This is a genomic window from Mycobacterium ulcerans subsp. shinshuense (assembly GCF_002355775.1).
Taxonomy (GTDB): domain Bacteria; phylum Actinomycetota; class Actinomycetes; order Mycobacteriales; family Mycobacteriaceae; genus Mycobacterium; species Mycobacterium marinum.
The window spans coordinates 2143977-2169839 of sequence record NZ_AP017624.1 but is presented as its reverse complement, the minus strand read 5'-3'; the positions used below and the strand labels follow the sequence as shown (position 1 = coordinate 2169839).

The 25863-nt window shown below is 65.1% G+C and carries 23 protein-coding genes and 5 pseudogenes; 14 read left to right on the top strand and 14 right to left on the bottom strand.

Annotated elements, in window-relative coordinates:
• Nucleotides 1–4 precede the first annotated feature (4 nt).
• From SHTP_RS09865 to SHTP_RS09855, 3 genes are all read right to left on the bottom strand, one after another.
• Nucleotides 5–517, bottom strand: a complete 513-nt coding sequence (locus tag SHTP_RS09865) for a DUF3145 domain-containing protein (protein WP_011739477.1) — start codon at nucleotides 515–517, stop codon at nucleotides 5–7.
• Nucleotides 518–670: 153 nt separating this feature from the next.
• Nucleotides 671–1489, bottom strand: a complete 819-nt coding sequence (locus tag SHTP_RS09860; protein WP_012394996.1) for a serine hydrolase domain-containing protein — start codon at nucleotides 1487–1489, stop codon at nucleotides 671–673.
• Between the two features lie 12 nt (nucleotides 1490–1501).
• Nucleotides 1502–2563 (bottom strand): class I SAM-dependent methyltransferase, encoded by a 1062-nt coding sequence (locus SHTP_RS09855; protein ID WP_085981931.1) that lies wholly within the window; start codon nucleotides 2561–2563, stop codon nucleotides 1502–1504.
• Nucleotides 2564–2702: 139 nt separating this feature from the next.
• On the opposite strand from SHTP_RS09855, the gene SHTP_RS09850 reads away from it, so the two are divergent.
• Together SHTP_RS09850 and SHTP_RS09845 are read left to right on the top strand one after the other, a co-directional pair.
• Nucleotides 2703–3788, top strand: coding sequence for an S-(hydroxymethyl)mycothiol dehydrogenase (locus SHTP_RS09850; protein WP_011739474.1), 1086 nt, complete (start codon nucleotides 2703–2705; stop codon nucleotides 3786–3788).
• Nucleotides 3788–4411: an MBL fold metallo-hydrolase gene (locus SHTP_RS09845; RefSeq protein WP_012394998.1), complete on the top strand. Its 624-nt coding sequence runs from the start codon at nucleotides 3788–3790 to the stop codon at nucleotides 4409–4411. Before SHTP_RS09850 ends, SHTP_RS09845 begins: the two co-directional genes overlap by 1 nt.
• 62 nt (nucleotides 4412–4473) lie before the next feature.
• Here the strand turns inward: SHTP_RS09845 and SHTP_RS09840 are convergent.
• The 5 genes and pseudogenes from SHTP_RS09840 to SHTP_RS29765 form a co-directional block, all read right to left on the bottom strand.
• Nucleotides 4474–4806 (bottom strand): annotated as a pseudogene (locus SHTP_RS09840) (SHOCT domain-containing protein); the annotation flags it as partial.
• Nucleotides 4807–4827: 21 nt separating this feature from the next.
• A complete protein-coding gene (locus SHTP_RS09835) occupies nucleotides 4828–6030 on the bottom strand; it encodes an ISAs1-like element IS2404/ISMul1 family transposase (protein ID WP_420811867.1) in 1203 nt (400 codons plus the stop codon).
• A gap of 119 nt (nucleotides 6031–6149) precedes the next feature.
• Nucleotides 6150–6599, bottom strand: coding sequence for a hypothetical protein (locus SHTP_RS09830; RefSeq protein WP_231991346.1), 450 nt, complete (start codon nucleotides 6597–6599; stop codon nucleotides 6150–6152).
• Complete coding sequence (gene lnt, locus SHTP_RS09825) at nucleotides 6596–7804, bottom strand: apolipoprotein N-acyltransferase (RefSeq protein WP_265338831.1); 1209 nt, start codon at nucleotides 7802–7804, stop codon at nucleotides 6596–6598. The genes SHTP_RS09830 and lnt overlap by 4 nt, the downstream gene beginning before the upstream one ends.
• A gap of 68 nt (nucleotides 7805–7872) precedes the next feature.
• Nucleotides 7873–8097, bottom strand: a pseudogene (locus SHTP_RS29765) (apolipoprotein N-acyltransferase); the annotation flags it as partial.
• An 82-nt stretch (nucleotides 8098–8179) separates the two neighbouring features.
• Between SHTP_RS29765 and SHTP_RS09820 the strand changes: the two are divergent.
• From SHTP_RS09820 to SHTP_RS09810, 3 genes are all read left to right on the top strand, one after another.
• On the top strand, nucleotides 8180–9133 hold the full coding sequence (locus tag SHTP_RS09820) for an SDR family oxidoreductase (RefSeq protein WP_096372407.1): 954 nt from the start codon (nucleotides 8180–8182) through the stop codon (nucleotides 9131–9133).
• A gap of 1 nt (nucleotide 9134) precedes the next feature.
• The gene (locus SHTP_RS09815; protein ID WP_096370469.1) at nucleotides 9135–10241 is read left to right on the top strand and encodes a class I SAM-dependent methyltransferase; all 1107 of its coding nucleotides are present in this window, start codon (nucleotides 9135–9137) and stop codon (nucleotides 10239–10241) included.
• Nucleotides 10242–10335: 94 nt separating this feature from the next.
• Nucleotides 10336–10692, top strand: a complete 357-nt coding sequence (locus tag SHTP_RS09810) for a hypothetical protein (RefSeq protein ID WP_096370468.1) — start codon at nucleotides 10336–10338, stop codon at nucleotides 10690–10692.
• 23 nt (nucleotides 10693–10715) lie between these two features.
• Here SHTP_RS09810 and SHTP_RS09805 read toward each other — a convergent pair whose 3' ends face one another.
• Nucleotides 10716–12653 (bottom strand): Hsp70 family protein, encoded by a 1938-nt coding sequence (locus SHTP_RS09805; RefSeq protein WP_096370467.1) that lies wholly within the window; start codon nucleotides 12651–12653, stop codon nucleotides 10716–10718.
• A 131-nt stretch (nucleotides 12654–12784) separates the two neighbouring features.
• Complete coding sequence (locus SHTP_RS09800; protein ID WP_015356278.1) at nucleotides 12785–13870, bottom strand: NAD(P)H-dependent amine dehydrogenase family protein; 1086 nt, start codon at nucleotides 13868–13870, stop codon at nucleotides 12785–12787.
• Nucleotides 13871–14084: 214 nt separating this feature from the next.
• On the opposite strand from SHTP_RS09800, the gene SHTP_RS09795 reads away from it, so the two are divergent.
• From SHTP_RS09795 to SHTP_RS09785, 3 genes are all read left to right on the top strand, one after another.
• Nucleotides 14085–14423, top strand: a complete 339-nt coding sequence (locus tag SHTP_RS09795) for an MmpS family transport accessory protein (protein ID WP_012395006.1) — start codon at nucleotides 14085–14087, stop codon at nucleotides 14421–14423.
• Between the two features lie 105 nt (nucleotides 14424–14528).
• Entirely contained in the window at nucleotides 14529–15830 is a 1302-nt protein-coding gene (locus SHTP_RS09790; protein ID WP_096370466.1) for a cytochrome P450, read from the top strand.
• 33 nt (nucleotides 15831–15863) lie between these two features.
• Nucleotides 15864–17237: a flavin monoamine oxidase family protein gene (locus tag SHTP_RS09785; RefSeq protein ID WP_096370465.1), complete on the top strand. Its 1374-nt coding sequence runs from the start codon at nucleotides 15864–15866 to the stop codon at nucleotides 17235–17237.
• An 8-nt stretch (nucleotides 17238–17245) separates the two neighbouring features.
• On the opposite strand, the gene SHTP_RS09780 is transcribed toward SHTP_RS09785, so the two are convergent.
• Nucleotides 17246–17872, bottom strand: coding sequence for a class I SAM-dependent methyltransferase (locus SHTP_RS09780; protein WP_096370464.1), 627 nt, complete (start codon nucleotides 17870–17872; stop codon nucleotides 17246–17248).
• Nucleotides 17873–18064: 192 nt separating this feature from the next.
• The gene (locus tag SHTP_RS09775; RefSeq protein ID WP_231991751.1) at nucleotides 18065–19081 is read right to left on the bottom strand and encodes a hypothetical protein; all 1017 of its coding nucleotides are present in this window, start codon (nucleotides 19079–19081) and stop codon (nucleotides 18065–18067) included.
• Between the two features lie 258 nt (nucleotides 19082–19339).
• On the opposite strand from SHTP_RS09775, the pseudogene SHTP_RS09770 reads away from it, so the two are divergent.
• From SHTP_RS09770 to SHTP_RS09750, 5 genes and pseudogenes are all read left to right on the top strand, one after another.
• A pseudogene (locus tag SHTP_RS09770) lies at nucleotides 19340–19958 on the top strand (ester cyclase).
• A 68-nt stretch (nucleotides 19959–20026) separates the two neighbouring features.
• A complete protein-coding gene (locus SHTP_RS09765; RefSeq protein ID WP_096370463.1) occupies nucleotides 20027–20560 on the top strand; it encodes a hypothetical protein in 534 nt (177 codons plus the stop codon).
• Between the two features lie 86 nt (nucleotides 20561–20646).
• Complete coding sequence (locus tag SHTP_RS09760; protein ID WP_231991749.1) at nucleotides 20647–20955, top strand: cupin domain-containing protein; 309 nt, start codon at nucleotides 20647–20649, stop codon at nucleotides 20953–20955.
• 198 nt (nucleotides 20956–21153) lie between these two features.
• A complete protein-coding gene (locus SHTP_RS09755; RefSeq protein ID WP_096370461.1) occupies nucleotides 21154–21531 on the top strand; it encodes a YidH family protein in 378 nt (125 codons plus the stop codon).
• Nucleotides 21528–21863, top strand: a complete 336-nt coding sequence (locus SHTP_RS09750) for a DUF202 domain-containing protein (protein ID WP_096370460.1) — start codon at nucleotides 21528–21530, stop codon at nucleotides 21861–21863. Before SHTP_RS09755 ends, SHTP_RS09750 begins: the two co-directional genes overlap by 4 nt.
• Nucleotides 21864–21886: 23 nt before the next feature.
• On the opposite strand, the pseudogene SHTP_RS09745 reads toward SHTP_RS09750, so the two are convergent.
• Nucleotides 21887–22165, bottom strand: a pseudogene (locus SHTP_RS09745) (potassium channel family protein); the annotation flags it as partial.
• Between the two features lie 20 nt (nucleotides 22166–22185).
• Nucleotides 22186–23388 carry an ISAs1-like element IS2404/ISMul1 family transposase gene (locus tag SHTP_RS09740; protein ID WP_420872983.1) on the bottom strand — a complete coding sequence of 401 codons (1203 nt, stop codon included), beginning with the start codon at nucleotides 23386–23388 and terminating at the stop codon, nucleotides 22186–22188.
• Nucleotides 23389–23991: 603 nt separating this feature from the next.
• Between SHTP_RS09740 and SHTP_RS09735 the strand changes: the two are divergent.
• A pseudogene (locus SHTP_RS09735) lies at nucleotides 23992–25628 on the top strand (inorganic phosphate transporter); the annotation flags it as partial.
• Nucleotides 25629–25863: the final 235 nt, after the last annotated feature.

Genomic DNA, 25863 nt, shown 5'->3' with positions numbered 1-25863 from the left:
CGGACTAGCCGACGCCGCGGCTGAGCCAGGTCACCTCACCGGTGTCGCCACCGTCGCGGTAATCCTCCAACGCCTCGTCCCACGCCGTTCCGAGCACCGAGTCCAATTCGGCAGCAAGGGTGTCCGCCCCCTGCGCCATCAGGGTCCGAAGCCGCATCTCACCCACCATGGTGTCGCCGTTGGCGCTCATCGCCCCGCTCCACAAGCCGAGCTGCGGAGTGTGGCAGAACCGCTGCCCGTCCACGCCGGGGCTGGGATCCTCGGTGACCTCAAACCGCAGCACCGACCACGAGCGCAACGCATTGGCCAGCCGGCCGCCGGTGCCCACCGGCCCGACCCAGTTGGTGACGGCACGCAACTGGCCAGGCATCGCCGGCTGCGGCGTCCAGACCAGGTTGGCCTTGGCATGCAGGGTCGACGACAGTGCCCACTCGACATGCGGGCACACCGCCGCTGGAGAGGCGTGGACGTACACCACGCCGCTCGTCACGTCGGCGAACTGATTCGATGCACGCATCTCTTACTCCTTCGGTTCCACGAGGGACGTCTTCCCCAACGACCTGGTGAACCCGATAGGCGGGATGCCTGCGACGAAACTTCTGCGATTTTTGATGTCTTGCGTGTCTATTGTGCCCTGTGAGACCCCTGTTGCGCTAGTGTGCAGTTCGCATTAGGCATATTCGGCTAGTACGGAGTCCGAAAGCGCTGGCCAGGGCTCTCGCGCCCAGTCCCCGAAATCACGGTCGGTAAGGACCACCAGCGCCAGGTCGGCTTCGGGATCCACCCAGATGAAGCCGCCCGCCTGCCCGAAATGGCCGTAGGTTCGCGGCGAGTTGCGGATACCGGTCCAGTGCGGCGACTTGGCGCTCTTGATCTCAAATCCCAGCCCCCAGTCGTTGGGGCGCTGCACACCAAATCCGGGCAACACACCGTCCAGACCGGGAAACTGCACGGCGATCGCCTCGGCGTGCATCGGCGGGGAGACCGTCGACGGACGCAACAGGTCGCCCGCGAACAGCGCCAGGTCGCCAACCGTTGAGGTGGCCCCGAACCCAGCCGCGGCCGCGCCGCCCTCCAGCTTGCTCGTCGACATGCCCAGCGGCTCGAACACCGCCTCGGCCAGATAGCTACTGAACTCGATTCCGGATTCCTGCGCCACGGCTTCGGCCAGCGCGGTGAAGCCGTAGTTGGAATACATGCGGCGGGTCCCGGGCCGGGCGAGCACCTGATTGGTGTGCATTGACAGGCCCGAGGTGTGCGCCAGGAGGTGGCGAATGGTGGAGTCGGGCGGGCCCGCCGGGGTGTCGAGGTCGACGACGCCTTCCTCGATCGCGATCTGCGCGGCGCGCGCCGCCATCGGTTTGGTCACCGAGGCCAACGCGAAGACCTTCTCGACATTGCCGTGCGTCGCCAATACACCGGTAGGGCCGATCACCGCTGCGGCGGCGGCCGGTACCGGCCAATCATCAAGAGCGTCCAGAGCAGCCATCGTGGCGGTTCGTCACTTCCTGGCGATGTAGTAGTTGTTCAGCGGGTCCGACTCGATCTCGGCCACCGTCACGTCCTCGAATCCGGCGTCGGCCAGCATCTTGGTGGCCAGCTGGCTGCCCCACACCGTCCCCAAGCCGACGCCGTCCAGCGCCAGCGACACGGTCATGCAGTGCATCATCGAAATTGTGTACAGGTAGGTGCTCATCGGGTTGCCGACGTTGTCTTCGAGTCGGCTCGACGCCTTGACGTCGACCATCAGCAGCACGCCGCCGGGCCGCAGCGCGCGGTAGATGTTCTCCAGCACGCGCGCCGGCTGCGCCTGATCGTGAATGGTATCGAAGGCGGTGATGACGTCGTAGACCCCGACATCGTCCAGGGTGGTCAGATCCCGAGATTGAAAGGTTGCGTTGGACAGGCCGCGACGCTGCGCCTCCTGGGAGGCAGCCGCGATGGCTGGCTCGGAGAAGTCGATGCCGGTGAACCGGCTTTTCGGAAATGCCTGCGCCAACAGGTTGACCGCGTGACCGCTACCGCAACCGAAATCGGCCACCTCCGCGCCGGCCTGCAAGCGTTCGGGAAGGCCCTCGACCAGCGGCACAATCACGTCGACCAGCGCACTGTCGAATACCTCGCCGCTCATCTCGGCCATCAGCGTGTGAAAGCGCGGGTATTGGGTGTAGTGCACACCGCCCCCTTCCCGGAAGCAGGCGATCACCTTCTGTTCGACCTCTCCGAGCAGTGAGATGAATTGCGTCACGCGGGCCAGGTTGTTCGGGCCGGCGGCCCGCGTCAGCATGGCCGCGCGATGTTCGGGCAGCGAATATGTGGCCGTCTCGGCGTCGTACTCGATCACCTGCCCGGCCGTCATCCCGCCCAGCCATTCCCGCACATAGCGCTCGTCGAGGCCCACCGCCTCGGCGATTTGGGCGCTAGTGGACGGCGGCAATTGAGAAATGACATCCAGCAGCCCGGTCTGATGTCCGACACTGAGCAAGATCGTCAAACCGGCGCTGTCGATGGCCGCGACAATTCTGCCGCCGAATTCCTCCGTGGTTTCGGTTCCGCCGTCGATTGCCGTCATGCTCAGCGACGCTACACCGGCATCGCCGCCCGTCGGGCCGGCTATCGGGACCAAAGCTCAACGCAATATGGGCGCCGCGAGCGCAGGCGCGGCGCAACCGCCGCGAATGCCGAACAGTAGGTTAGAGGCCATGAGTCAGACAGTGCGCGGCGTAATTTCCCGGAAAAAGGGCGAACCCGTTGAATTGGTGGACATCGTCGTCCCGGATCCCGGGCCCGGCGAAGCCGTCGTCGATATCAGCGCTTGCGGCGTTTGTCACACCGATCTGACCTACCGCGAGGGCGGCATCAACGACGAGTACCCGTTCCTGTTGGGCCACGAGGCCGCGGGCACGGTCGAAGCGGTTGGGCCCGGGGTAACCAACGTGGAGCCAGGCGATTTCGTGATCCTGAACTGGCGTGCGGTGTGCGGCCAGTGCCGGGCCTGCAAACGGGGCCGGCCGAGCTACTGTTTCGACACGTTCAACGCCGAGCAGAAGATGACACTGACCGACGGCACCGAACTCACCCCGGCACTGGGCATCGGGGCATTCGCCGACAAGACGCTGGTGCACTCCGGCCAATGCACCAAGGTTGATCCCGCGGCCGACCCCGCCGTGGCGGGCCTGTTGGGTTGCGGGGTGATGGCCGGACTGGGCGCCGCGGTCAACACCGGTGGCGTCACCCGCGATGACACCGTCGCGGTGATCGGTTGTGGCGGCGTGGGTGATGCCGCCATCGCCGGTGCAGCACTGGTCGGAGCCAAGAAGATCATCGCCGTCGACACCGACAACACCAAACTGGAGTGGGCGCGCGCCTTCGGCGCCACCCACACCGTCAACGCCCGCGAACTCGACGTCGTCGAAACGATCCAGGACCTCACCGGCGGCTTTGGGGTCGACGTGGTGATCGACGCGGTCGGCCGGCCCGAAACCTGGAAGCAGGCGTTCTACGCTCGCGATCTGGCCGGAACCGTTGTCCTGGTGGGGGTTCCCACCCCCGACATGCGGCTGGACATGCCGCTGGTGGACTTCTTCTCCCGCGGTGGCGCGTTGAAGTCGTCCTGGTACGGCGATTGCCTACCCGAGCGCGACTTCCCCACCCTGATCGACCTCTACCTGCAGGGCCGGCTTCCGCTGGACAAGTTCGTTTCCGAGCAGATCGGTCTGGGCGGTATCGAGGAGGCATTCGAGAAGATGCACGCCGGCAAGGTGCTGCGCTCGGTGGTGGTGTTGTAGTGGTTCACATCGACCGGGTGGTGACCCACGGAACCTTCGAACTCGACGGCGGCAGTTGGGAAGTCGACAACAACATCTGGCTGGTCGGCGACGACTCCGATGTGGTGGTCTTCGACGCCGCCCATCAGGCGGCTCCGATCATCGAGGCGGTCGCCGGCCGCAATGTGGTTGCGGTGGTGTGCACCCACGGCCACAACGACCACGTGACGGTGGCTCCCGAACTCGGCGCGGCACTCGACGCTCCGGTGCTGCTCCACCCCGGCGATGAGATGCTGTGGCGGATGACCCATCCGGACAAGGACTTTCGCGCTGTCTCTGACGTTGAGACGCTGCGGGTCGGCGGTACCGAGCTACGCGCACTGCACACTCCGGGCCACTCCCCGGGATCGGTGTGCTGGTACGCCCCGGAGCTGGATGTGGTGTTCAGCGGGGACACGCTGTTTTGCGGCGGACCCGGCGCGACGGGACGCTCGTTTTCCGACTTCCCGACCATCCTGCAGTCGATATCCGAACGGCTGGGCAAGCTGCCCGGCGACACCGTCGTGCATACCGGCCATGGCGACAGCACCACCATCGGCGACGAAATCGTGCACTACGAAGAATGGGTGGCCCGCGGCCACTAGGGCGCAACAGGTCAAACGCTCACCGAGATCGGCTAGCAAGCCACGCGCCCGCGCGACGCCGGCTATCTGCCGTCGAGGATCCGGCGTTTCTCGCTCTGGAATTCCTCCTCGGTCAGCGCCCCCGAATCGCGCAACGCCGCCAGCGTCTTGAGCCGCTCCAGCCTGATCCCGTCGTCGCTGGGCTCGTAGGCCGTCCTGGGCGGATCGCTGGGGTGGGAAGCCAGGACGGGTGCTTCAGCAAAGTAGGGGCTGGCCGGCGACGCCGATGCGGCCGGACGGCTGCGGCTCAACCACACCACCGAAAGCACCAAGTCGATCAGCCCGACGCCGAACATGGCGACGAAAACCCACACCAACCAGCCATACGAATTCTGGTGCCCGAACGCCAGCCGGGGGCAGGGCTCCGGCGTTGTTGATTAGCAGGCTTGTGAGCTGGGGAATTGTGGATTGAGGAGGTCTAGGCGGCGGTTGGCGGTCAAAGCGGTGATCCGGCAGGCTTCGGCGATGTTGTCGGCGCCGTTGAGGCGGTGCAGATTGATCGCGGTGTTGCGTAGCGTTGCTAGGACCTGTGCGCCGTTTCCGGTATGTGCCCTTTGACGGTCTTCGTCGAAGGTGACGTCGCGTATCCAGTGCAGGCTGTTCTCGATTCCCCAGTGTTGACGCATCCAGGTCATGATCGCGGTAGGGCGGGCGTGCTCGAACGGCAGGCTGCAGATGGCATAGACCACCTCCACGCTGCGCTGGTCGGTGGCGGTGATCAAGCGTTCACGAGTGATCCGGATGATTTGTTTTGCGTAGGGGAAGCCGATTCCTCGTGCAGCGGTGATGATTTGCAGGGTGCGGGTCTCGACACGGCCGTGGCCGCGGGAGTCGTCGGTAGCGGCTGCGGGCACCTCGGCCCAGGGCAGCGCGGTGATACGCGCAAGTATTTTGGCTTGGTTGGACTTGACGATCATCAGGTAGTGCGACTTCAAGGTGGCGCAGATCAACTTCGCGGTGACGACCTGGGTATGCATCGCATCCACGGTGACCAGCCACCGCAAGCTACCCGGCAGCAGCGTGAGCAGGGCACGTACGCAGGGAATTTCATTGCTTTTCTCGGCGACAGCGAGTTGACCGAGCACCAATCGGGCACGGTGGGCGAACACCGACACGAGATGCGTGGCTGTCGCTTTGGCGCGTAAAGCACCACGCAGCATCTTGCCGTCCAACGCGATCGGCACCAATCCACTGGGGTCGCTGCTGGCCACGTGTGCAGTGAAGTAACTGCCCATCCTGGCGTTGAGGTCGGCGGGGTCTAGCCGAGACAAAACAGCACGGAAGGTCTTCTCACTGGGCCGCCGGAACCGGACCCCTAATTGGGCCAACACATCATCGGGAGCGGTGGCCGCCCATGTGGCAAAACCAGCATAGCCGCGCATCCCCGCGGCAGTGGCCAGAACCGCGATCGCCAACAAAGCCATCAGCGAATACCTCCGACCGCGTGGGTCCCTCGGGTCTGGCACCGAGGCCAACACATCGAGAAACTCCGATCCGATGAGCTCGCTGCGCTCACCAGGACTCCAGCGGTCGAACACCTCTGGAACCGACGACACAGGCAATACTGAAACGGTAGGCACGAGCAACTCCAGACCAACGACGAACAGTAACCAACTCGATCGTTCTCCAGATAGCCCGTGCCTACACTCCGGCCCCAATAGCGCGGCACCAAAGATCATCAACCCAGCCCACAAGCCTGCTAATCAACAACGCCGGAGCCCTGCAGCCGGGGGTTGATGTATCCGCCGACCTCACGGTCGGTCGTGACGCGGTAGGTGGCCTCGACGGGAACGCGGACCATCCATACCCGTACGTGGGCGTCGTTGTTGACCGTCGTTGTGCTGCCGATACTTTCGGTTACCTCCGGTTGCGGTACACCGTCGGGCGGACTGATCGAGATCCCCAACGGCGGCACCGGCAGGCCAACGCCGTTGGTGCCGCCGATGACCAGCGTGTGCAGGCTGACGGTGACATCTCCGGCCGGCAAATGCACGCTGCCCGAACCGGGGATCGCCACCTCGCCGTACGCGTCGTACTTGTCCAGAAAGAACGCGTTGAGCACCAGGGTGACGATGAAGCCGGCCACCGACACCACCAACGTGAGGATGGCGACGGTCAGCGAAAACTTGGCGACCCGTCTGCTAGTCATGCACGCAGTGTGTCACGCATTCGATAGCGGCGAAGCCCAGCTGAGCCGGCGTATCCCGCCAGCACCACCAGGGCCGTCACCGGCACCCAATCCCCCAGTCGTCGATACAGCGTGTCGCGCGAACCCAGCTCGATGCTGACCACCGTCACGCCCGCGAAGTCCGACGGGCACCACGCCAGCCGGCGTCCCCGGGCGTCGAAGGCCGAACTGTCACCGGACAACCCGGCGTGCACCGCGGGTCGCCCCACTTCGACGGCACGCACCGCGGGTTGGCTGGCCAACTGCGGCTGCGTCCAACTCCCTTGAAACGACGAGGTGGAACTCTGGAATGCCAACAACTCGGCGCCCAGCAGCGCTTCGCGTCGGGCCAGATCGGAAAACGTCGTCTCGTAGCTGATCAGCGCTCCGATGGCCAGCGGTCCGGCATGCAGCACCACCGGGCCGGTTCCCCGCCGCCGGTCCTCCGCGGCGGCCTTGGTGCCCTGGGTGATCCAGCCAACCAACCGCCGCAGCGGAACGTATTCACCAAACGGCACCAAACGGGTCTTGCGGTCGCTGCCCGCCACGCCGTGCTCACCGAGCAGCACCGACGACTTGTAGATGCCCCCGCCCGGTGCCCACGCATCGACATTGACCAGCAGATCCGCGCCAACCCGCGCGGACAGGTCCGCCAGCCGGGCCAGGTCGCCGGGATGGTCGGCCAGGTCGTGGCCGACGCTGCTTTCCCCCCAGACCACCAGGTCCGGCCGTTGACCCACCAAGCCGGCGGTCAGTTCTTCACTGGCCGCCTGGCGGGCCGCCGAGTCGGCGATGAGGCCCGGCTGCACCAGCGCCACCCGAATCGCCGGACCCGCAGCGGGAGCTGGGCCAACGAGGTACCACAGCGGTCCGAGGCCCACCCCCGCCACCGCGCAGCCCAGCAGCACCAGCCGGGGCAGCCCTCGGCCCACGATGCCGGCCACGATGGCGGTATTGACGGCCATCACCAGAAAGCTGGTCAGCCACACCCCGCCCACCGATGCCGACGCCAGCGTGTAGGGCTGGTTCCATTGCGACGCACCCAGCGGCGCCCACGGACCGCCCAATGGCGGCCAGGACCGCGCCGCTTCTGCCACCACCCAGGCGCTCGGTACGACGGCAGTGCCCCAGCCGCGCGGGCGGCGGAAAGCGGTGCCGACAGCAGGCGGTGCGCAACCCAACCCCACGGCAACCACAACGCGCCCATTCCGAGAGCCAACAACGCCAGCAGCGGGCCGATGCTGGCGGCCAACCAGTACTGGTTGGCCAGCACGAAGCCGGCAACACCGCAACCGGCCCGCACCGCACCATCGCCGGACGTCGCCGCTGCCCGCACCAGCAGCAGCAGCGGCACCAGCGCGAACCAGGCCAACCACCACCACGATGGCGCCGGGAAAGCGAGCGCGGGTAGCGTGCCGAGGGCCAATGCTGCCGTCCACCCGAAAGCACGCCGCCGGAGCGCTCTCGGGTGCGGGACCATGGGCTAAAGCATGCCGCTCCGACTCGCGGATAGCGGGGAAAAGCGCACACTGGACAGCAACACCGGAAAGGGAGTGATACGCATGGCCAGCGATCTCATCGCCACCGTGCCCGATTTGTCCGGAAAACTCGCGATAGTCACCGGAGCCAATAGCGGGTTGGGTTTTGGGCTGGCCCGACGGCTGTCGGCGGCGGGCGCCGATGTGGTGATGGCAATCCGTAACCGCGCCAGGGGCGAGGCGGCGATCGAGGAGATCCGCAGTGCCGTGCCCGATGCCAAGTTGAGTATCAAAGCGCTCGATCTGTCCTCGCTGGCGTCGGTAGCCGCATTGGGTGACCAGCTCAACTCCGAGGGCCGCCCGATCGACATCCTGATCAACAACGCCGGCGTCATGACTCCGCCCGAACGTGATACCACCGCCGACGGCTTCGAATTGCAGTTCGGCAGTAACCATCTCGGACACTTCGCGCTGACCGCGCACGTGCTGCCGCTGCTGCGCGCGGCGCAAGGCGCGCGGGTGGTATCGCTGAGCAGCCTGGCGGCCCGGCGTGGCCGTATCCACTTTGACGACCTGCAGTTCGAGAAGTCATACGCTGCGATGACGGCATACGGTCAATCCAAGCTGGCGGTGCTGATGTTCGCGCGCGAGCTGGACCGTCGCAGCCGGGCGGCGGGTTGGGGCGTGATGTCCAACGCGGCGCACCCAGGACTGACCAAGACCAACCTGCAGATCAGCGGGCCTTCGCATGGGCGGGAGAAGCCGGCACTGATGCAGCGGTTCTACACCACCTCATGGCGTTTCGCTCCGTTCCTTTGGCAAGAAATCGAAGACGGGATCCTGCCGGCGCTCTACGCCGCCGTTACACCGCAGGCCGAGGGCGGTGCTTTCTACGGCCCGCGGGGCTTCTATGAGGCGGCCGGTGGCGGTGTGAGGGCGGCCAAGGTGCCCGCTCGTGCTGGCAATGACGCTGACTACCAACGCCTTTGGGAGGTTTCCGAACGTCTCACGGGTGTCGGTTACCCCACGTCGAGCTGACATGCCACGGGAGATCAGGCTGCCGGAGTCAAGTGTGGTGGTCCGGCCGGCGCCAATGGAAAGTGCGACCTACAGCCAGTCGTCAAGACTACAGGCCGCGGGCTTGTCGCCGGCCATCACGCTGTTCGAAAAGGCCGCCCAAACCGTGCCGCTGCCCGATGCACCGCAACCGGTCGTCATCGCCGACTATGGGGTGGCCACCGGCCACAATTCACTCAAGCCCATGATGGCCGCGATCAACGCACTTCGCCGGCGCATCCGCGAAGATCGCGCAATCATGGTGGCGCACACCGATGTACCGGACAACGATGTCACTGCCTTGTTCCGCACCTTGGCCGATGACCCGGACAGCTACCTGCACCATGACTCGGCGAGCTTCGCATCGGCAGTCGGCAGGTCGTTTTATACCCAGATCCTGCCCAGCAATACGGTGAGCCTGGGCTGGAGTTCATGGGCGTTCCAATGGCTTAGCCGAATCCCCGCGGGGGCGCCGGAACTCACCGATCACGTGCAAGTCGCCTACAGCAAAGACGAGCGAGCGCGCGCGGCATACACGCACCAGGCCGCCACGGATTGGCAAGACTTTCTTGCCTTCCGGGGGCGGGAGCTGTGTCCGGGCGGGCGATTGGTGGTGCTGACAATGGCGCTCGACGAACACGGCCACTTCGGCTATCGACCGATGAACGACGCGCTTGTGGCGGCGCTCAACGATCAGGTGCGCGACAGGCTGCTGCGCCCAGAAGAGCTGCGACGCATGGCGATACCTGTGGTCGCCCGGGCCGAAAAGGACCTACGCGCTCCGTTTGCGCCGCGCGGCTGGTTCGAGGGTCTGACCATCGAGCAGCTCGACGTGTTCAACGCCGAGGACCGGTTCTGGGCCGCCTTCCAATCAGACGGCGACGCAGAGGCTTTCGGAGCGCAGTGGGCCGGCTTCGCCCGGGCGGCATTGTTCCCCACACTCGCGGCCGCGTTGGACTGCGGGACCGGCGACCCTCGCGCAACCGCGTTCATCGAGCAGCTGGAGGCTTCCGTCGCCGACCGGCTGGCAAGCCAGCCCGAGCCGATGCGGATTCCGCTGGCATCGCTGGTGCTTGCCAAGCGCGCCTGATCGCGGTAGCGCGCGTTTCGACCCGGCACCGGGATGGGTAACCGGAGCAGAGGGTCGGTCACAACCGCAACTAACTGCGCAGGGAGCAAGAGCCATGACTGCAGCCCAAGATCAGCCGGCCGACCAACATGAGGAGCCGGATCGTTGCGACAACATCGAGCCGGACCAAGGCGCCCACGACAAGGCCGCCGAGATGATGACTGCCTATGAGGACCGGCCGACGCTGGTGTTACCCGGTTCCGGCAAGACCATCACCGGGACCGCGGTCAACGACTGGCTCGACGAAAACGGCGACCCCAAAGCCGCCGGTGACCGGAACGCCCCAGCGGCGAAGGCCAAAGACGTCGCCACAGCAGGCAAGGCCGACGGGACCGGCGAGTGGAGCGCCGAAGAAAACTACGCCCAAGACAAGGCCTACAACGAGCGCGTCCTCAAGGATGCCGCCAGCTGAACGCCGCGGGGCGGTCGCTCACCTCATTGACCGTTTGCCGCCTGGGGCGCAATTACTTGCGGCGCAATGACCTGCGGCGCGATGACTTGGCCGAACCCGGGAACTCCCGGCACCTGAGGCACCTGAGGTATCTGCAGCACCTGCGGCACCTGCGGGAAACCGATTCCCGGGATCTGCGGGATGGGCGGAATCTGGGGAATGGGCGGGATCGGGGGCGGCGTGGGCAATTGCTGTGTCGCCGGCGCCTGCGTGGTGGGCGGCGCCTCGGTGGTGACCGGCGGCTGGGTGGTTGCCGGCGGCGCCTCGGTGGTGGCCGGAGGCTGGGTGGTGACCGGGGCTTGTGTGGTTGAGGGCGGCGGTGCCTCGGTCGACGGCGGCGGGGGCGCCTGCTGTGTCGGCGGCGGCGCCGGCTCCTGGGAGGCAGGTGGCTGAGTGGACGGCGCGGGCGCGGAAGTTCCGGCATCGGTCACCGGTGGCACGGCTGCGGGGGCCGAGGTGGGCGGGGACGTGGTCGCTTCGGGCGAGCGAGTCGCCGGCTGTTCTCCGGAGCTCAGCGCGATCGCGACCGCGGCGCCGACGAGCAGCACCGCAACCACCGTTGCGACGATGATTACTCCGGGCAGGCGGTACCACGGGATCACCACGGACTTGGGCGCCGGCTCCGCCCGGGCATTCTCTTCAAAGGTCAGCTGGGGCCGCGCGGAGGTGTAGCCGGAAGCCCCCGAATAATCGTCGCCAACCACCGGCATCGCCCGGGATTGGTCGTCGGCTTCCGACCATGCCAAAGCGGGCTGCAACGCCGACACCGGCGCGTCGGCCGCCGCGACCGCCCCGACGTCTGGGTCCAGCGGCGCCATCGCGGTCTGGGTCATCGGTGCCGCTGAGGTCAACACCGTCGCACTGGAATCACCCGGTCCCCGGGCAGCCCGCAGCGCCCCGCCGGTCGCGGCTGTCAGCTGCGGGCGGGGTGCGGTAATCACCGGTACGCCGAAGCGCCCCGACAGCGTTGTGGTGACCGACGGGATATTGGCGCCACCACCGACGGTGACGATGGCGACCAGGTCCGCGGCGGGGACGCCGGCGCGCTGCAGCGTGTGTTCGACAACGCGGGCAAATCCATCGAGCGAATCGCGGATCGTCTCGTCCAACTCGTTCCTGGTGAGCCGAACCTCTCCGCTTACCCCGGGCAGCGCGTCAGACAGCGTGGCCACCGTGCTGAGGGAGAGCTGCTCCTTGGCCTGGCGGCACTCGGCGCGCAACCGGTTCAATGAGCCGATCGCCGAGGTCCCCGACGGATCGAAAGAACCCGTCGCCGGCATCTCGGACATGACGTAGGTCAACAGCGACTGATCGATCAGATCGCCGGAGAAATCCGGGTGCCGCACCGTTGCACCCAGGGGCTGATATTCGCCGGAGGCGTCGGCTAGCGTGATGCTGGTACCGCTGCCACCGAAATCGCAGACCGCGACGACGCCGCGGGCCGGGATGCCAGGGTTGGCACGCGCGGCGAACAACGCCGCCGCGGCGTCCGGGATCAGCAGCAGAGGCTGCCCCGCCGGCGACCATTCCGGAACCCGGCCCAATGCGGCGCCCAATGCGTCTACCGCGCTCGTGGTCCAGTGAGCGGGATAGGCGACTGCGGTACTGGCGCGCAGGGTGTGACCTCCGGTGGCCGTATATGTCAACGCCCGCAACGCATCGGCCACCAATGCCTCGCTGCGATGCACCGACCCGTCGGCCGCGACGATGCCGATCTGGTCCCCGACGCGGTCCACGAAGTCGCTGATCACCAAACCGGACTGATCCAGCCTCGGGTTCTCCGACGGCAGTCCGATCTCGGGTGGACGCTGTCGGTACAGCGTCAGTACGGGCTTTCGCAGGATGGCGCTATCGGCGGTTACCGCCGCCAGATTGGTGGCACCGATCGATAGACCCAGCGCGGGCCGTGCTCCCTCTGCCATCTAGTAAGTCCCCATGTCCGGCGGCACGCCACCCGCCTAACTCAAATTCTGTCGATAGAACCTATAGCCAATCTCTGCGCCAGCTATGCGCCAGCTGTATAAGCACTTCAACGCCAAGCAATCGACGCAGGTCAACGGATTGTGCCCGCGCCTGGAATCAGCGGCAGGTCGAGCGCGGTGACCCAGCCCGGCGGCAAGTCGTTGACGGCAGGCACCGCATTGAGCGCCCGCATGCCGGTCGCCAGACACCCGGCGGTGGCTGGATCTCGCCCGGAACCGTCGGTGAACCGGAACGCGGTCTCCTGGAAGATGCTGGGAGTTCCTTCGATATCCACCCGATAGACGTCGTCGTCGTGGCCGGAGGGCCAGTCCGGCGCGGCATCGTGGCCGATGCGGTTGACGTGTTCCAGTTGGATGCGGGTTTCGCCCTGATAGACCCCATTGATGGTGAACCGCACCGCGGCCACGTGGCCCGCTTTGATGAGGCCCTTGGCCGACTTGCGCTCGGTGGGGGTCACCCACTTTTCCCAGGTGGTAGTGATCTCATCGAGCATGATCCCGGCGGCATGAGCGATCATCGGCACGGTGGCGCCCCACGCGAAGATCAGCACGTCGCGGTTTTCCAGCATCGGGCTGAATTCGGGCTCGCGGCCGATGCCCATCTCTTTTTCGTAATCGCCCTCGTAGTTCGTGTAGTCCAGCAGTTCGGAGGCCCGCACACGCCGGACCTCCGAACACAAACCCATCAGGGTCATGGGAAACAAGTCGTTGGCGAATCCCGGGTCGATGCCGGTGGTGAAGCACGACGACTCCCCCAACGTGCAAGCCTCGGTGATGGGCTGAATCCACTGCGGCGGGTTCAGGTGCATCGTCGGCCAGATCCACGGCGTCATTGCGGTCGAGCAGACGTCGATGCCGGCCCGCAGGAAGCGCGTGATGAGTGAGATGTTGTCCTGCGCGTGCATCGCCGTCGGGCCGTAATGCACCAGCGCGTCGGGCCGCAGCGCGATCAGCGCGTCGACATCGTCGGTGGCGCTGATTCCCACCGGCTCGGAAAGTCCGCAGATTTCGCCGACGTCGCGCCCCACCTTGTCAGGATTGCTGACACCAACACCCACCAGCTCAAACAATGGATGCTTGACGATTTCGGGAATCACCATCCTGCCCACGAAGCCGGTGCCCCAGACGACCACTCGTTTCCCGCCACTTTGCGACATAAACGGCCACCTCCCTGACTACGTCGCACTACGCGCGATCGGGGGCGACATCTAGCATCAGGGCTCACATTTGGGTCTTCAACGAGTCCGCTCGCTGTTCTCGGGCACCAAACGCACTCGTGCCGGCGGGGCGGGAGCCCAACAAACCACTTACATGCCGTCCTACCTGATGACACTATGGAAAACCATGACCAGTCGATTGGCAGCCAGACCCATGCGCCGTCTCAGCGGACCGGCGATTCTGCTCGCTATCGGTGTCGGCGTCGCAGCCACCTGCGGCGTGGCGAACGCCGACCCGTTTCAGCAGGTCCGCTATGAAGTGAGCGGCCCGGGCGTCGCCGAGTTCGTCTCGTACCAAACCGCCAAGGGCCAGCAGCGAGCGACCAACATCAACCTGCCCTGGTCGTCGGAGTTCACCGCCTTCGGCGGGCAGGTTTTCGTGCTCAGCGCCCAAGGGCAGGGCAGCATTACCTGCAGGATTCTGGTTGACGGCAGCGTGGTGACCGAGCAGACCGGGACCGGAACGCCCGGACACACCGTGTGCACACACTGACCCACCGCATGCGGTGGCTCCGCACCGCCACGTTGTCGCCGCCAGCGGTTTAAGCTCGCCAGTGTCACCCCTTCAACGACGAAGCGGAGACGTAGGAGAAGCACGATGGACCTCAGCACGAACCTCAACACCGGCCTGCTGCCTCAGGTTAACGGGACACCGCCACCGGAAGTCCCACTGGCCGACATCGAACTTGGTTCGCTGGAGTTCTGGGGACGCGATGACGACTTCCGCGACGGCGCTTTCGCGACCTTGCGCCGCGAAGCCCCCATCTCCTTCTGGCCCCCGATCGAACTCGCCGGACTCACTGCGGGCAAGGGGCACTGGGCGCTGACCAAGCACGACGATATCCACTTCGCCAGTCGGCATCCGGAAATCTTTCATTCCAGTCCCAACATCGTGATCCACGATCAGACACCGGAGCTGGCCGAATACTTCGGCTCGATGATCGTGCTCGACGATCCGCGCCACCAGCGCCTGCACTCGATTGTCAGCAGGGCGTTCACCCCGAAGGTGGTCGCCCGCATCGAAGCCTCGGTGCGGGAGCGGGCCCACCGGTTGGTCGCAGCCATGATCGAGAACCATCCCGACGGGCAAGCCGACCTGGTCAGCGAGCTCGCCGGCCCGCTGCCTTTGCAGATCATCTGCGACATGATGGGGATTCCCGAAGAAGACCACGAGCAAATTTTTCATTGGACGAACGTGATTCTCGGGTTCGGCGACCCCGACCTGACTACCAATTTCGATGAGTTCCTTCAAGTTTCGATGGCCATCGGCGGCTACGCCACCGCGCTGGCCGATGATCGTCGGGTCAACCACCACGGCGATCTGACGACCAGCCTGGTGGAAGCCGAGGTCGACGGCGAGCGGTTGTCCTCGTCGGAGATCGCGATGTTCTTCATCCTGCTGGTGGTCGCCGGCAACGAAACCACCCGCAATGCGATCAGTCACGGAATGCTGGCGCTGTCGCGCTACCCCGACGAGCGTGCCAAGTGGTGGTCGGACTTCGACGGTTTGGCCGCGACCGCGGTCGAGGAGATCGTGCGATGGGCTTCGCCGGTGGTCTATATGCGCCGAACGTTGAGCCAGGACGTCGACCTTCGGGGCACCAAGATGGCGGCCGGCGACAAGGTCACCCTGTGGTACTGCTCGGCGAATCGCGATGAGGAGAAGTTCGCCGATCCCTGGACGTTCGATGTGACCCGCAACCCCAATCCGCAGGTCGGCTTCGGTGGTGGAGGTGCCCATTTCTGCCTGGGCGCAAACCTGGCCCGCCGTGAAATCAGAGTTGTATTCGACGAATTGCGCCGGCAAATGCCTGACGTCGTCGCGACCGAGGAGCCGGCACGGTTGCTGTCACAGTTCATTCATGGCATCAAACGGCTACCAGTCGCGTGGAGCCGTTGACTGCGAAGCCGTTTGCCGGTAGGCCTATTCAGCATGGCCGAGGTCGATGTATGCGTGGTGGGTGCGGGGTTCGCTGGCCTGACCGCCGCGCTTCGGCTGAAGCAGGCCGGTCACTCGGTGGCATTGCTGGAGGCTCGGGACCGGGTTGGCGGCCGAACCTTCACCGTGGTGCGTGAAGACGGGTCGTGGATCGACAAGGGCGGCGCGTGGATCGGCCCCACTCAGCACCGAATCTATGCGCTGATGAAGGAATTCGGAGTCGCGGCGTTCAAGCAGTACACCGACGGCGAAGCCATGATGGTTGTCGATGGCAAGCAGTACCGCTACCAGGGCACGATCCCGCGGACCCTGAGCCCGTTGGCCTCGATGAATCTGGGCACAGCCATGTTCGAAATCAGCCAGATGTGCAAGACGATTCCACTCGAGGCGCCCTGGGAAGCCAAGCGAGCCGCGAAATGGGACCGAATGACCTTGGCCCAGTGGCTGCGCAACAACGTCAAGTCCAAAGCAGCGCACGACCTCCTGGAAACGGCGATCGCCGGCTGCTACACCTCCGACGCCTCGGAGGTATCAATGCTGTTCGTGCTGTACCAGATGGCCTCGGGCGGTGGGCCCGGCTTCGTGCTGGGCAGCAAGGGCGCCGCACAAGACGCCCGGCCGATCGGTGGCATGGGCGCCGTTTATGGGCCGATGGCCGCCGAGCTGGGCGACGCGATCCACCTGTCCCAACCGGTTCGATCGATCACCCAGGATTCCGGCGGCGTGACCGTGCAAGCCGAGGGGCTAACCGTGCGGGCGAACCGAACGATCGTCGCGGTTCCGCTCGCGATCGCCAGCCAAATCGTTTATGAACCAATGCTTCCCACCGATCGGTCATTTCTGCACCAGCGGATGCCCAGCGGCGCGGTTGTCAAGATCTCCGCCGTCTACGACGAGCCGTTCTGGCGTGCCGATGGATTGTGTGGCCAAAGCGCCGCGCCGACATCGCTGGCTACGCTGACCATCGATGCCAGCCCCAATAGCGGGACACCGGGGGTGCTGTGCGTGGTGATCGAGGGGCCGGTCGCCCGGCAATACGAGCGCCTCGACGACGACGGTCGACGTCAGGCGGTGCTCGCCGCCCTGGTGGAACGCTTCGGCGCCAAGGCCGCGAAGCCGATCGACTACTTCGAGCAGAACTGGAGCCGTGAGCGCTACTCCGGCGGTGGGATGCTCAGCCATACTCCCCCGGGCGTGCTCACCCAGTTCGGTCATGCGCTGCGCAGGCCGTGCGGCCGGATTCACTGGGCAGGCACCGAGACCTCGGCCAAGATGTGCGGCTGGATCGATGGCGCCATTCGCTCGGGCGAGCGCGCGGCCAGCGAAGTAATGGCGAACCAGACGATGACCATGGCCAGCGGCTCATGACCTGGCGATCACCACTGAGCCGATTCGGCAAGCTCGTACACGAATAGCTCGCGCGGGTACACGCTGAGCCATTCTGGTGGCTGCCGGGCCTGCAGAACGCAGGATGCATTGTCGCCCAACCAATTTAGTGCCGATCGGTAGGAGCCTATGGTTGCCGGGCGAAATGGGTAGCGGTAGTAGCGGGCGAACACGTGGACATGGAGGAAAAGAATGCCTTTGCCCAGCCGTCCGTCCGGCATGTCTTCGAACACGATGATGCTGCGGCGCGCAACTCGGTAACACTGTTTGATCAGCGCCACCGGGTCATGGCTGTGATGCAGCACTTCACCGAGAACAACATGGTCAAATGACCTGTCCGGAAAAGGAATTGACGTGCCATTGAACTCGCGGAACGGAATCTCGGTACGACGAGCGTCCTTGACGTCTATGCCACTCGGGGATATCCCGTACATCTGCTGCAAGTACGCAGACAGATAACCCGTCCCGCACCCGACATCGAGAACGCTATCGCCCTTGCCGAGGTGGCCGCCAAGCGCGTGAGCCTGTTGCCGAAGTCGCTCTGCCGGCCGCAGCACCTCGCGCATGTCGTTAAGCTTTGCGCTCAACTTCTCGGAAAATGGCTGCACGGCACTCATTTTGCCGTGACCATATCAGAGAATCGGCGCCTGGCGGCCGAACTGACACGACGTGCCCGATGACCACAGAACGCGAAGCGGCGATCCAAGTGGTCACGGCTGACGCAGCTCTCGATGCAGGTTCCGGTAGATCGTCTGGGCCGCGCGCAACTGGGGGTGCAGCCAGGACGGAAATCCTTCGATCGGCAGCGGCTAACGATTGCCTGGCGCGATGTCTGACCTCGCCCTCGCCTCGCGGAACAACACGTCATGCAGTTGCGGACAGCGCGTGTCGTAACCTGAGCGCGCGATCGGGGGCGAGGCGCTGGGATCGCGCGGGGACAACCCGAGGAACGCGGCGAGCGCGCCGAGCCGGGCAGGCGGATCGGCCTGCACTGCAGCGAAATCGACAAGCGCCACCCCCTGGTCGCCGGCCGGGGTGTTGTCGTACAGATCCCACAGCGCAGACCAGGCGAAGTGGCGATCGTTGAATGGGCGCACCAGCGGTTCAGGCAGTGTGCTCAGAGCGCAGGGCGGGGTGCCCAGGTATGGCTCGAAGTCACCGACATCTCCCAGCCTGCGCTGTCGCGCCTCGTTGGCCCAGACTTCGCGTTGCAGGCTGGGCATGCCGAACAAGGCGCTCTTATGCCAATGGGCACGCAAACGGCCTTCATCGAATCCGCTGAAGTCGCGTTCCTCGCGCAGCCGTGCCAGGAAGTCCGCCCAGCAGGTCAGTGTGGCGGGCGGGCAGGTCGCCCGCCCCGCTGGGCTGAGCCACAGCCGGGGCCTGGCCTCGGAACCTCCCGACAACAGGTCCACCAGCCCGAGTGTCATCAGGATCAGCGACTCCAAGGGCAGCGCCGGCTGGCGCACCAACACCAAAGTCTTGTCGATGATCGCGCGCCAAGCCCGCCACTCCCGATCGGGCCCGATATGTTGCGCGGTCTCCTTGATCAGCACGACAGCCGGCCGGGACGCCGGGCACGAACCAACCGCAGCAACCGCATCGGCGATCAGCCCAAAAGTCTCGACGACCCGAGCATCGGCCCGCAGATGGTACTGGCCCGCCGGCTCGGTCACCACCGCATCAACCTGACCGCGTCGCGCCAGGGCATTGGCAAGCGCCGTCGAACCGGTGCGCGGCGGCGACAGCAGCAGCACCAGCCGCAGCCGGCCGGTCGCCACACGTTGGAGTAGGTAATCGTAGCTGGATAGTCCGGCGATATCCATCCTGACTACCGGGGGTGGTATCGGCGAGTTGTGGGAAATCCCCGGCTGCAATCCATAGTCGATGGATACCATATAGGGGTATGCGGTACAAGCGCGGCAGGACTGGACTCCGGAACAAGACGTCACCGGGCCGCCGATCAGTGACACGTCAACGGGCACAGGCGTTTCTGAGCTTGATGACGCTGGCGTGACCGGCCCCCCCGGGTCGGCCAACAAAAGTATCTGGCCGGTCGATGAGCTCGGAGCCTATCGTCAAGCATGCCCATTTCCGCGTTTCCCGCTCCCGAGGTGCTGGCGGCCCGCCAGAAGCTGGTGCTCGACCATTTCCACCATGAGGTCCGTCAGGACTGGGACGACGTGCTGTCCACCTTTCCGCACCCGCGCTACGAGCTGATCCCGCAGATGACCGTCCACGACGGAGACCAGGCGGTGCGCGGCTACTACCACTACACCCGAACGGCGTTCCCGGACCAGGACCAGGACCAGGACCAGGACCAGGACCAGGACCAGGACCAGGACCAGGACCAGGACCAGGACCAGGACCACGAAATCATCGCTTTGCGACACAGTGCCGACGCGGTGATCGTCGAGTTCTGGCTGATGGGCACCCACCGCGGCTACCTCGGCAAGATTCCGCCCACCGGAAGCCGGTTCCGGGTCCGGATGACCGCCTATTTCGTTTTCGACGAGGCGGAAACCCTTGTCTGCGAACGCATCTATTTCGACACTCTGACCATGATCAAAGCTGGGCGGGCTGGCCATGCGGCGGCCGTCGAACTGGCTGCTGGCTGCGCGTTGTGTCCGGGGCCTGCTGTCCATGTCGTCGGGGGAACCGGACCAGGCACTGACCAACACCACCGAGCCGACGTTTGCGTGACTACGCTTCCCCGTGGCAGTGCGAATGCCTAGACTCCCCCGCTAGCCGATGCTTTTCAGGAGGCTGCCATGCGAGTAGCAGACCGACATGTGTTGGGCGCCCTGGCCGCAATACCATTGCTGTCCGGCTGCGCCACCACCACTCATCAAGCGGGGCAGGAATCCACGATCGCGTCGCCCACCAAAGCCGCAACAGCGGTCACCGCTACCGTCCCGGCGCAGCCCGCCGCCCCCGGCTCGAGCACACAGAAATGGATTGACCTGCAGGTCGGGGATTGCGTCGCCGACCTTCCCCCGACAGACCTGAGCCGCATCTACGTCACCGTAACCGATTGCGCGACAACGCATCTAGCTCAGGTGTACTTACGCGCTCCGGTGGCCGTCGACTCCGCCGTCGCCGACGTCGCCAATCGGGAATGCGCGGCAGGGTTTGCGCCCTACACCGGCAAGGCCGTCGACGACAGCCCCTACGCGGTGACCTGGCTGATCGACTCACGGCAGGACAGAACGGGCGCAGACCCCACCCCCAGCACCGTCATCTGTCTGCTGCAGGCCGCCGACGGTCAGCCGCTGACCGGCTCCGCCCAGCGCCCGGGCTCATGAACCACCAACATGTAGACGCGGAAATCAAGGCGATACAGCAACCCGACAGGACCGTGCGATTCCTCGACGGCAGCGTGCGTGTCGTGATGGACCTGTTGGGCACGGTCGCCATCGGCCATGGCATCTACCAACCCGGCTGGAAGTGGTCGGTCCACGTCGGCCCGACAACTGGCAGGGCCTCGGCGCGGCACGTCGGGTACGTGCTGAGCGGGCACATGGCGGTGCGCAGCCACGACGGTCTGGAGATTCTGGTGGGACCCAACCAGGCATTTGCCGCCGAGCCTGGCCACGACGCGTGGGTGGTCGGCGACGAACCCTGCGTAGCGCTGGACTGGTCGCCGATCGACCCATCTGCCTTCAGCGTCGCGACACCAGATGACGAGCGGAATCGCTGACACCAACCCCACCCGCCCTGAGTCGGCCCGGTCACCCGCCCTCAGCTGCGGTTTGCGTATCGTCGCACCGAGCCGGTTGGCCTCAGCCCACACCGATCGCTGGCGTTTCGGCTGTGCGCGCCCGGACCGGGCACAACTCTGGCTAGACTCGGTCGACGTCGAAAACGCCTGTCCCCAATATGACTTGCGAGGTGCCTAGTGGCCGAAACCACCACACCCGACAGCGAAGAATGCGCCGAGACCGAACCCGACTACCGGTTCACTCTGGCCAACGAACGAACCTTCCTAGCCTGGCAGCGAACCGCGTTGGGGCTTCTTGCCGCGGCGGTCGCCCTGGTGCAACTCGTCCCCGAGCTGGCCGTCCACGGTGCACGCCATGTGCTGGACGTGGTGCTCGCGACACTGGCGATTCTGACCAGCGGGATGGGGCTGCTGCGCTGGCAGCAGGCCGATCGCGCCATGCGCCGCGGCGAACCACTGCCCCACCACCCGACACCGGCATACCTGGCTGTAGGACTGGCGATCGTCGGCGTCGTCGCGCTCATCTTGGTGGTCGCCAAGGTGGTCACGGGTTGAGCCAGTCGTCGGAGACTGCCCAGGCGGCGGATCGCGGATTACAGGCCGAACGCACCACGCTGGCCTGGACCCGGACGTCGTTTGCGCTGCTGGTCAACGGCGTGTTGTTGACGACCAAGGACGTGCAGGCCCACGCCGGACTAGCGGGGCTGGTCCCGGCCGGCCTGGCCGCGCTGGCGGCGGAGTGCGGCTACATCATCGCCTACCAACGCCAGCGAACCCTGCGCCGGCGCCCACGACCGCAACGAATCACCGCTCGCCGTCAGGTCTACATCGTCGGGCTGGCGGTGCTGGTGCTGATGGTCGTGACCGCGTTCGCGCAGCTGCTGTAGGCCCCGCCAGGCCATCGCCGGGCTCAGTTGACGCGGTCGGAGTGCTGTTCGCGCAAGAGCGCCGCCAGTCGGCGTACTTCCGTGCGCAGCTCATCGATCTGCGCAGCGGTGGCGGCACGGTTCGCGGAATCAGTTTCAGCGACCCGCTGCACTATCCACGATGCGAGTGAGGCGGTAACGACACCGATCAGGCTAATGCCACCGATCATCAGCAATACGGCAATTACTCGGCCGGTGACTGTGATCGGGTACAAATCTCCGTAACCAACGGTTGTCACCGTAGTGATGGCCCACCACACGGCCAGGGCTCCGGCGTTGTTGATTAGCAGGCTTGTGAGCTGGGGAATTGTGGATTGAGGAGGTCTAGGCGGCGGTTGGCGGTCAAAGCGGTGATCCGGCAGGCTTCGGCGATGTTGTCGGCGCCGTTGAGGCGGTGCAGATTGATCGCGGTGTTGCGTAGCGTTGCTAGGACCTGTGCGCCGTTTCCGGTATGTGCCCTTTGACGGTCTTCGTCGAAGGTGACGTCGCGTATCCAGTGCAGGCTGTTCTCGATTCCCCAGTGTTGACGCATCCAGGTCATGATCGCGGTAGGGCGGGCGTGCTCGAACGGCAGGCTGCAGATGGCATAGACCACCTCCACGCTGCGCTGGTCGGTGGCGGTGATCAAGCGTTCACGAGTGATCCGGATGATTTGTTTTGCGTAGGGGAAGCCGATTCCTCGTGCAGCGGTGATGATTTGCAGGGTGCGGGTCTCGACACGGCCGTGGCCGCGGGAGTCGTCGGTAGCGGCTGCGGGCACCTCGGCCCAGGGCAGCGCGGTGATACGCGCAAGTATTTTGGCTTGGTTGGACTTGACGATCATCAGGTAGTGCGACTTCAAGGTGGCGCAGATCAACTTCGCGGTGACGACCTGGGTATGCATCGCATCCACGGTGACCAGCCACCGCAAGCTACCCGGCAGCAGCGTGAGCAGGGCACGTACGCAGGGAATTTCATTGCTTTTCTCGGCGACAGCGAGTTGACCGAGCACCAATCGGGCACGGTGGGCGAACACCGACACGAGATGCGTGGCTGTCGCTTTGGCGCGTAAAGCACCACGCAGCATCTTGCCGTCCAACGCGATCGGCACCAATCCACTGGGGTCGCTGCTAGCCACGTGTGCAGTGAAGTAACTGCCCATCCTGGCGTTGAGGTCGGCGGGGTCTAGCCGAGACAAAACAGCGCGGAAGGTCTTCTCACTGGGCCGCCGGAACCGGACCCCTAATTGGGCCAACACATCATCGGGAGCGGTGGCCGCCCATGTGGCAAAACCAGCATAGCCGCGCATCCCCGCGGCAGTGGCCAGAACCGCGATCGCCAACAAAGCCATCAGCGAATACCTCCGACCGCGTGGGTCCCTCGGGTCTGGCACCGAGGCCAACACATCGAGAAACTCCGATCCGATGAGCTCGCTGCGCTCACCAGGACTCCAGCGGTCGAACACCTCTGGAACCGACGACACAGACAATACTGAAACGGTAGGCACGGGCAACTCCAGACCAACGACGAACAGTAACCAACTCGATCGTTCTCCAGATAGCCCGTGCCTACACTCCGGCCCCAATAGCGCGGCACCAAAGATCATCAACCCAGCTCACAAGCCTGCTAATCAACAACGCCGGAGCCCTGGGCGCTGGCCGCATTGGGACATGCTTGTTCCGCCCAGCTCCGGGCGTATGCGGAATTGCTGCGCGTGGCGGCCAACAGCTATGCCACCTCTGACCGCCGCGGGGCGAGTTCCCAGTCGAGCTAGCGCCTCGTGTCTGACGTCATTTGATGGTCCGTCGCCTCGAGGATCCGCCCCCGTCTGGCCGATCTCGGCCGAGCCGTCATGCTCGGGCCCGGGGCTCGTCGGCGAACCGTTGGGCAAACGGCCGCAACCACTCTGATGCCCACCGCACGACGAACCAGCAGTCACTCGCGGCGCCTCCATCGCCCACCATCGGGAGTTCGATCAAGCTGGGCGCGGGGTGCGCCCCGACCGTATGGCCTTTGTTCACTCGACGTTTACCGGGCGCTCGCTGCCGTGTCGTACCCTGCTGACGCTCGATCACCAGGTACGAGCCGGCGTGAGCCGCGACAGAGAGCACACAGGGACGGCCACTGGTGGCAAGCGGACTACAGGATCCCATAACGCCGACGCCGCAGTACGGGGCCTTGTTCGGCCAAGATCGCGCGTGGCACCTCTCGTTCGGCCTGCTGCTGGCCGGATCGTTCGTGCTGTTCTCGTTCTGGGCGTTCGACTACGCCGGCCCCGGCGCCAACAAGCTCATCTTGGTCCTGGCCACCGTTGTCGGCATGTTCATGGCCTTCAACGTCGGCGGCAATGACGTCGCCAACTCCTTTGGCACCAGCGTCGGTGCGGGCACGCTGAGCATGAAACAGGCGCTTCTGGTGGCAGCCATTTTTGAGGTCAGCGGCGCGGTGATTGCCGGGGGCGATGTCACCGAGACAATTCGCAGCGGAATCGTCGACCTGTCCGGAGTGTCGGTCGCTCCCAACGATTTCATGAACATCATGCTGGCCGCGTTGCTGGCGGCAGCACTGTGGCTGCTGTTTGCCAACCGGATGGGATACCCGGTGTCGACCACACACTCGATCGTGGGCGGCATCGTCGGCGCCGCGGTCACGCTGGGCATCGTTGACGGAAAGGGCCTCTCCGCTCTCCAGATGGTCCAGTGGGACGAGATCGGCCAAATCGCAATCTCATGGGTGCTTTCACCGCTGCTGGGCGGACTGGTGTCCTACGCGCTCTACGGCGCGATCAAACGCCACATCCTGTTGTACAACGAGGAAGCCGAACGAAAGCTCCTGGAAATCAAGAAGGAACGCATCGCGCACCGCGAGCGTCACAAGGCGGCATTCGAGCGTCTCAGCGAAATCCAGCAGATCGCCTACACCGGTGCGATCGCACGCGACGCCGTCGCGGCCAACCGCAGGGATTTCGATCCCGACGAGCTGGAGTCCGACTACTACCGCGAACTCCACGAGATCGATACCAAGAGATCGTCGGTTGACGCATTCCGGGCGCTGCAGAACTGGGTCCCGCTGGTCGCCGCGGCCGGATCGATGATCATTTCCGCCATGCTGTTGTTCAAGGGCTTCAAGCACATGCACTTGGGCCTGACCACCATGAACAACTTCTTCATCATGGGGATGGTGGGTGCGGCGGTGTGGATGGCCACCTTCATTCTGGCTAAAACGCTTCGGGGTGAATCACTTTCGCGCTCGACCTATCTGATGTTCAGCTGGATGCAGGTATTCACCGCCTCCGGTTTCGCATTCAGCCACGGCAGCAATGACATCGCAAACGCCATCGGCCCATTCGCCGCAGTGCTGGATGTACTGCGCTCGGGTTCGATTGAAGGCAAGGCGGCGGTACCCGCCGCCGCCATGATCACGTTCGGGGTCGCGTTGTGCGCCGGGCTGTGGTTCATCGGACGGCGGGTCATCGCAACCGTGGGACACAATCTGACCACGATGCATCCGGCCTCGGGCTTTGCCGCCGAATTGTCGGCGGCGGGAGTGGTCATGGGCGCAACCGTGCTGGGTCTTCCGGTCTCCAGCACTCACATCCTGATCGGCGCCGTCCTCGGCGTCGGCATCGTCAACCGGGCCACCAACTGGGCACTGATGAAGCCAATCGCGTTGGCGTGGGTCATCACGCTGCCCTCGGCGGCTATCCTGAGCGCGGTCGGCCTGGTCACGCTGCGCGCGATTTTCTGACCGAGATTTCCCGAGCATGTGACATCTCGAGTCCGCGCATGGACTCCGCCCCGGAATCCGACCTCGGCTGTCTGAGATTGCAAAATCAGTTATCCCGCTTGCTATCTTCGGGCGGACACGGCGACCACGGGTGCCGGCCACGGGCACAACCCGTCAAACGTAATCACAACCAGTAGTTGTGATCTCACAACGTGTTGGCCTCTACCGGCGCCTACCGGGGCGGCGAAACATCGGG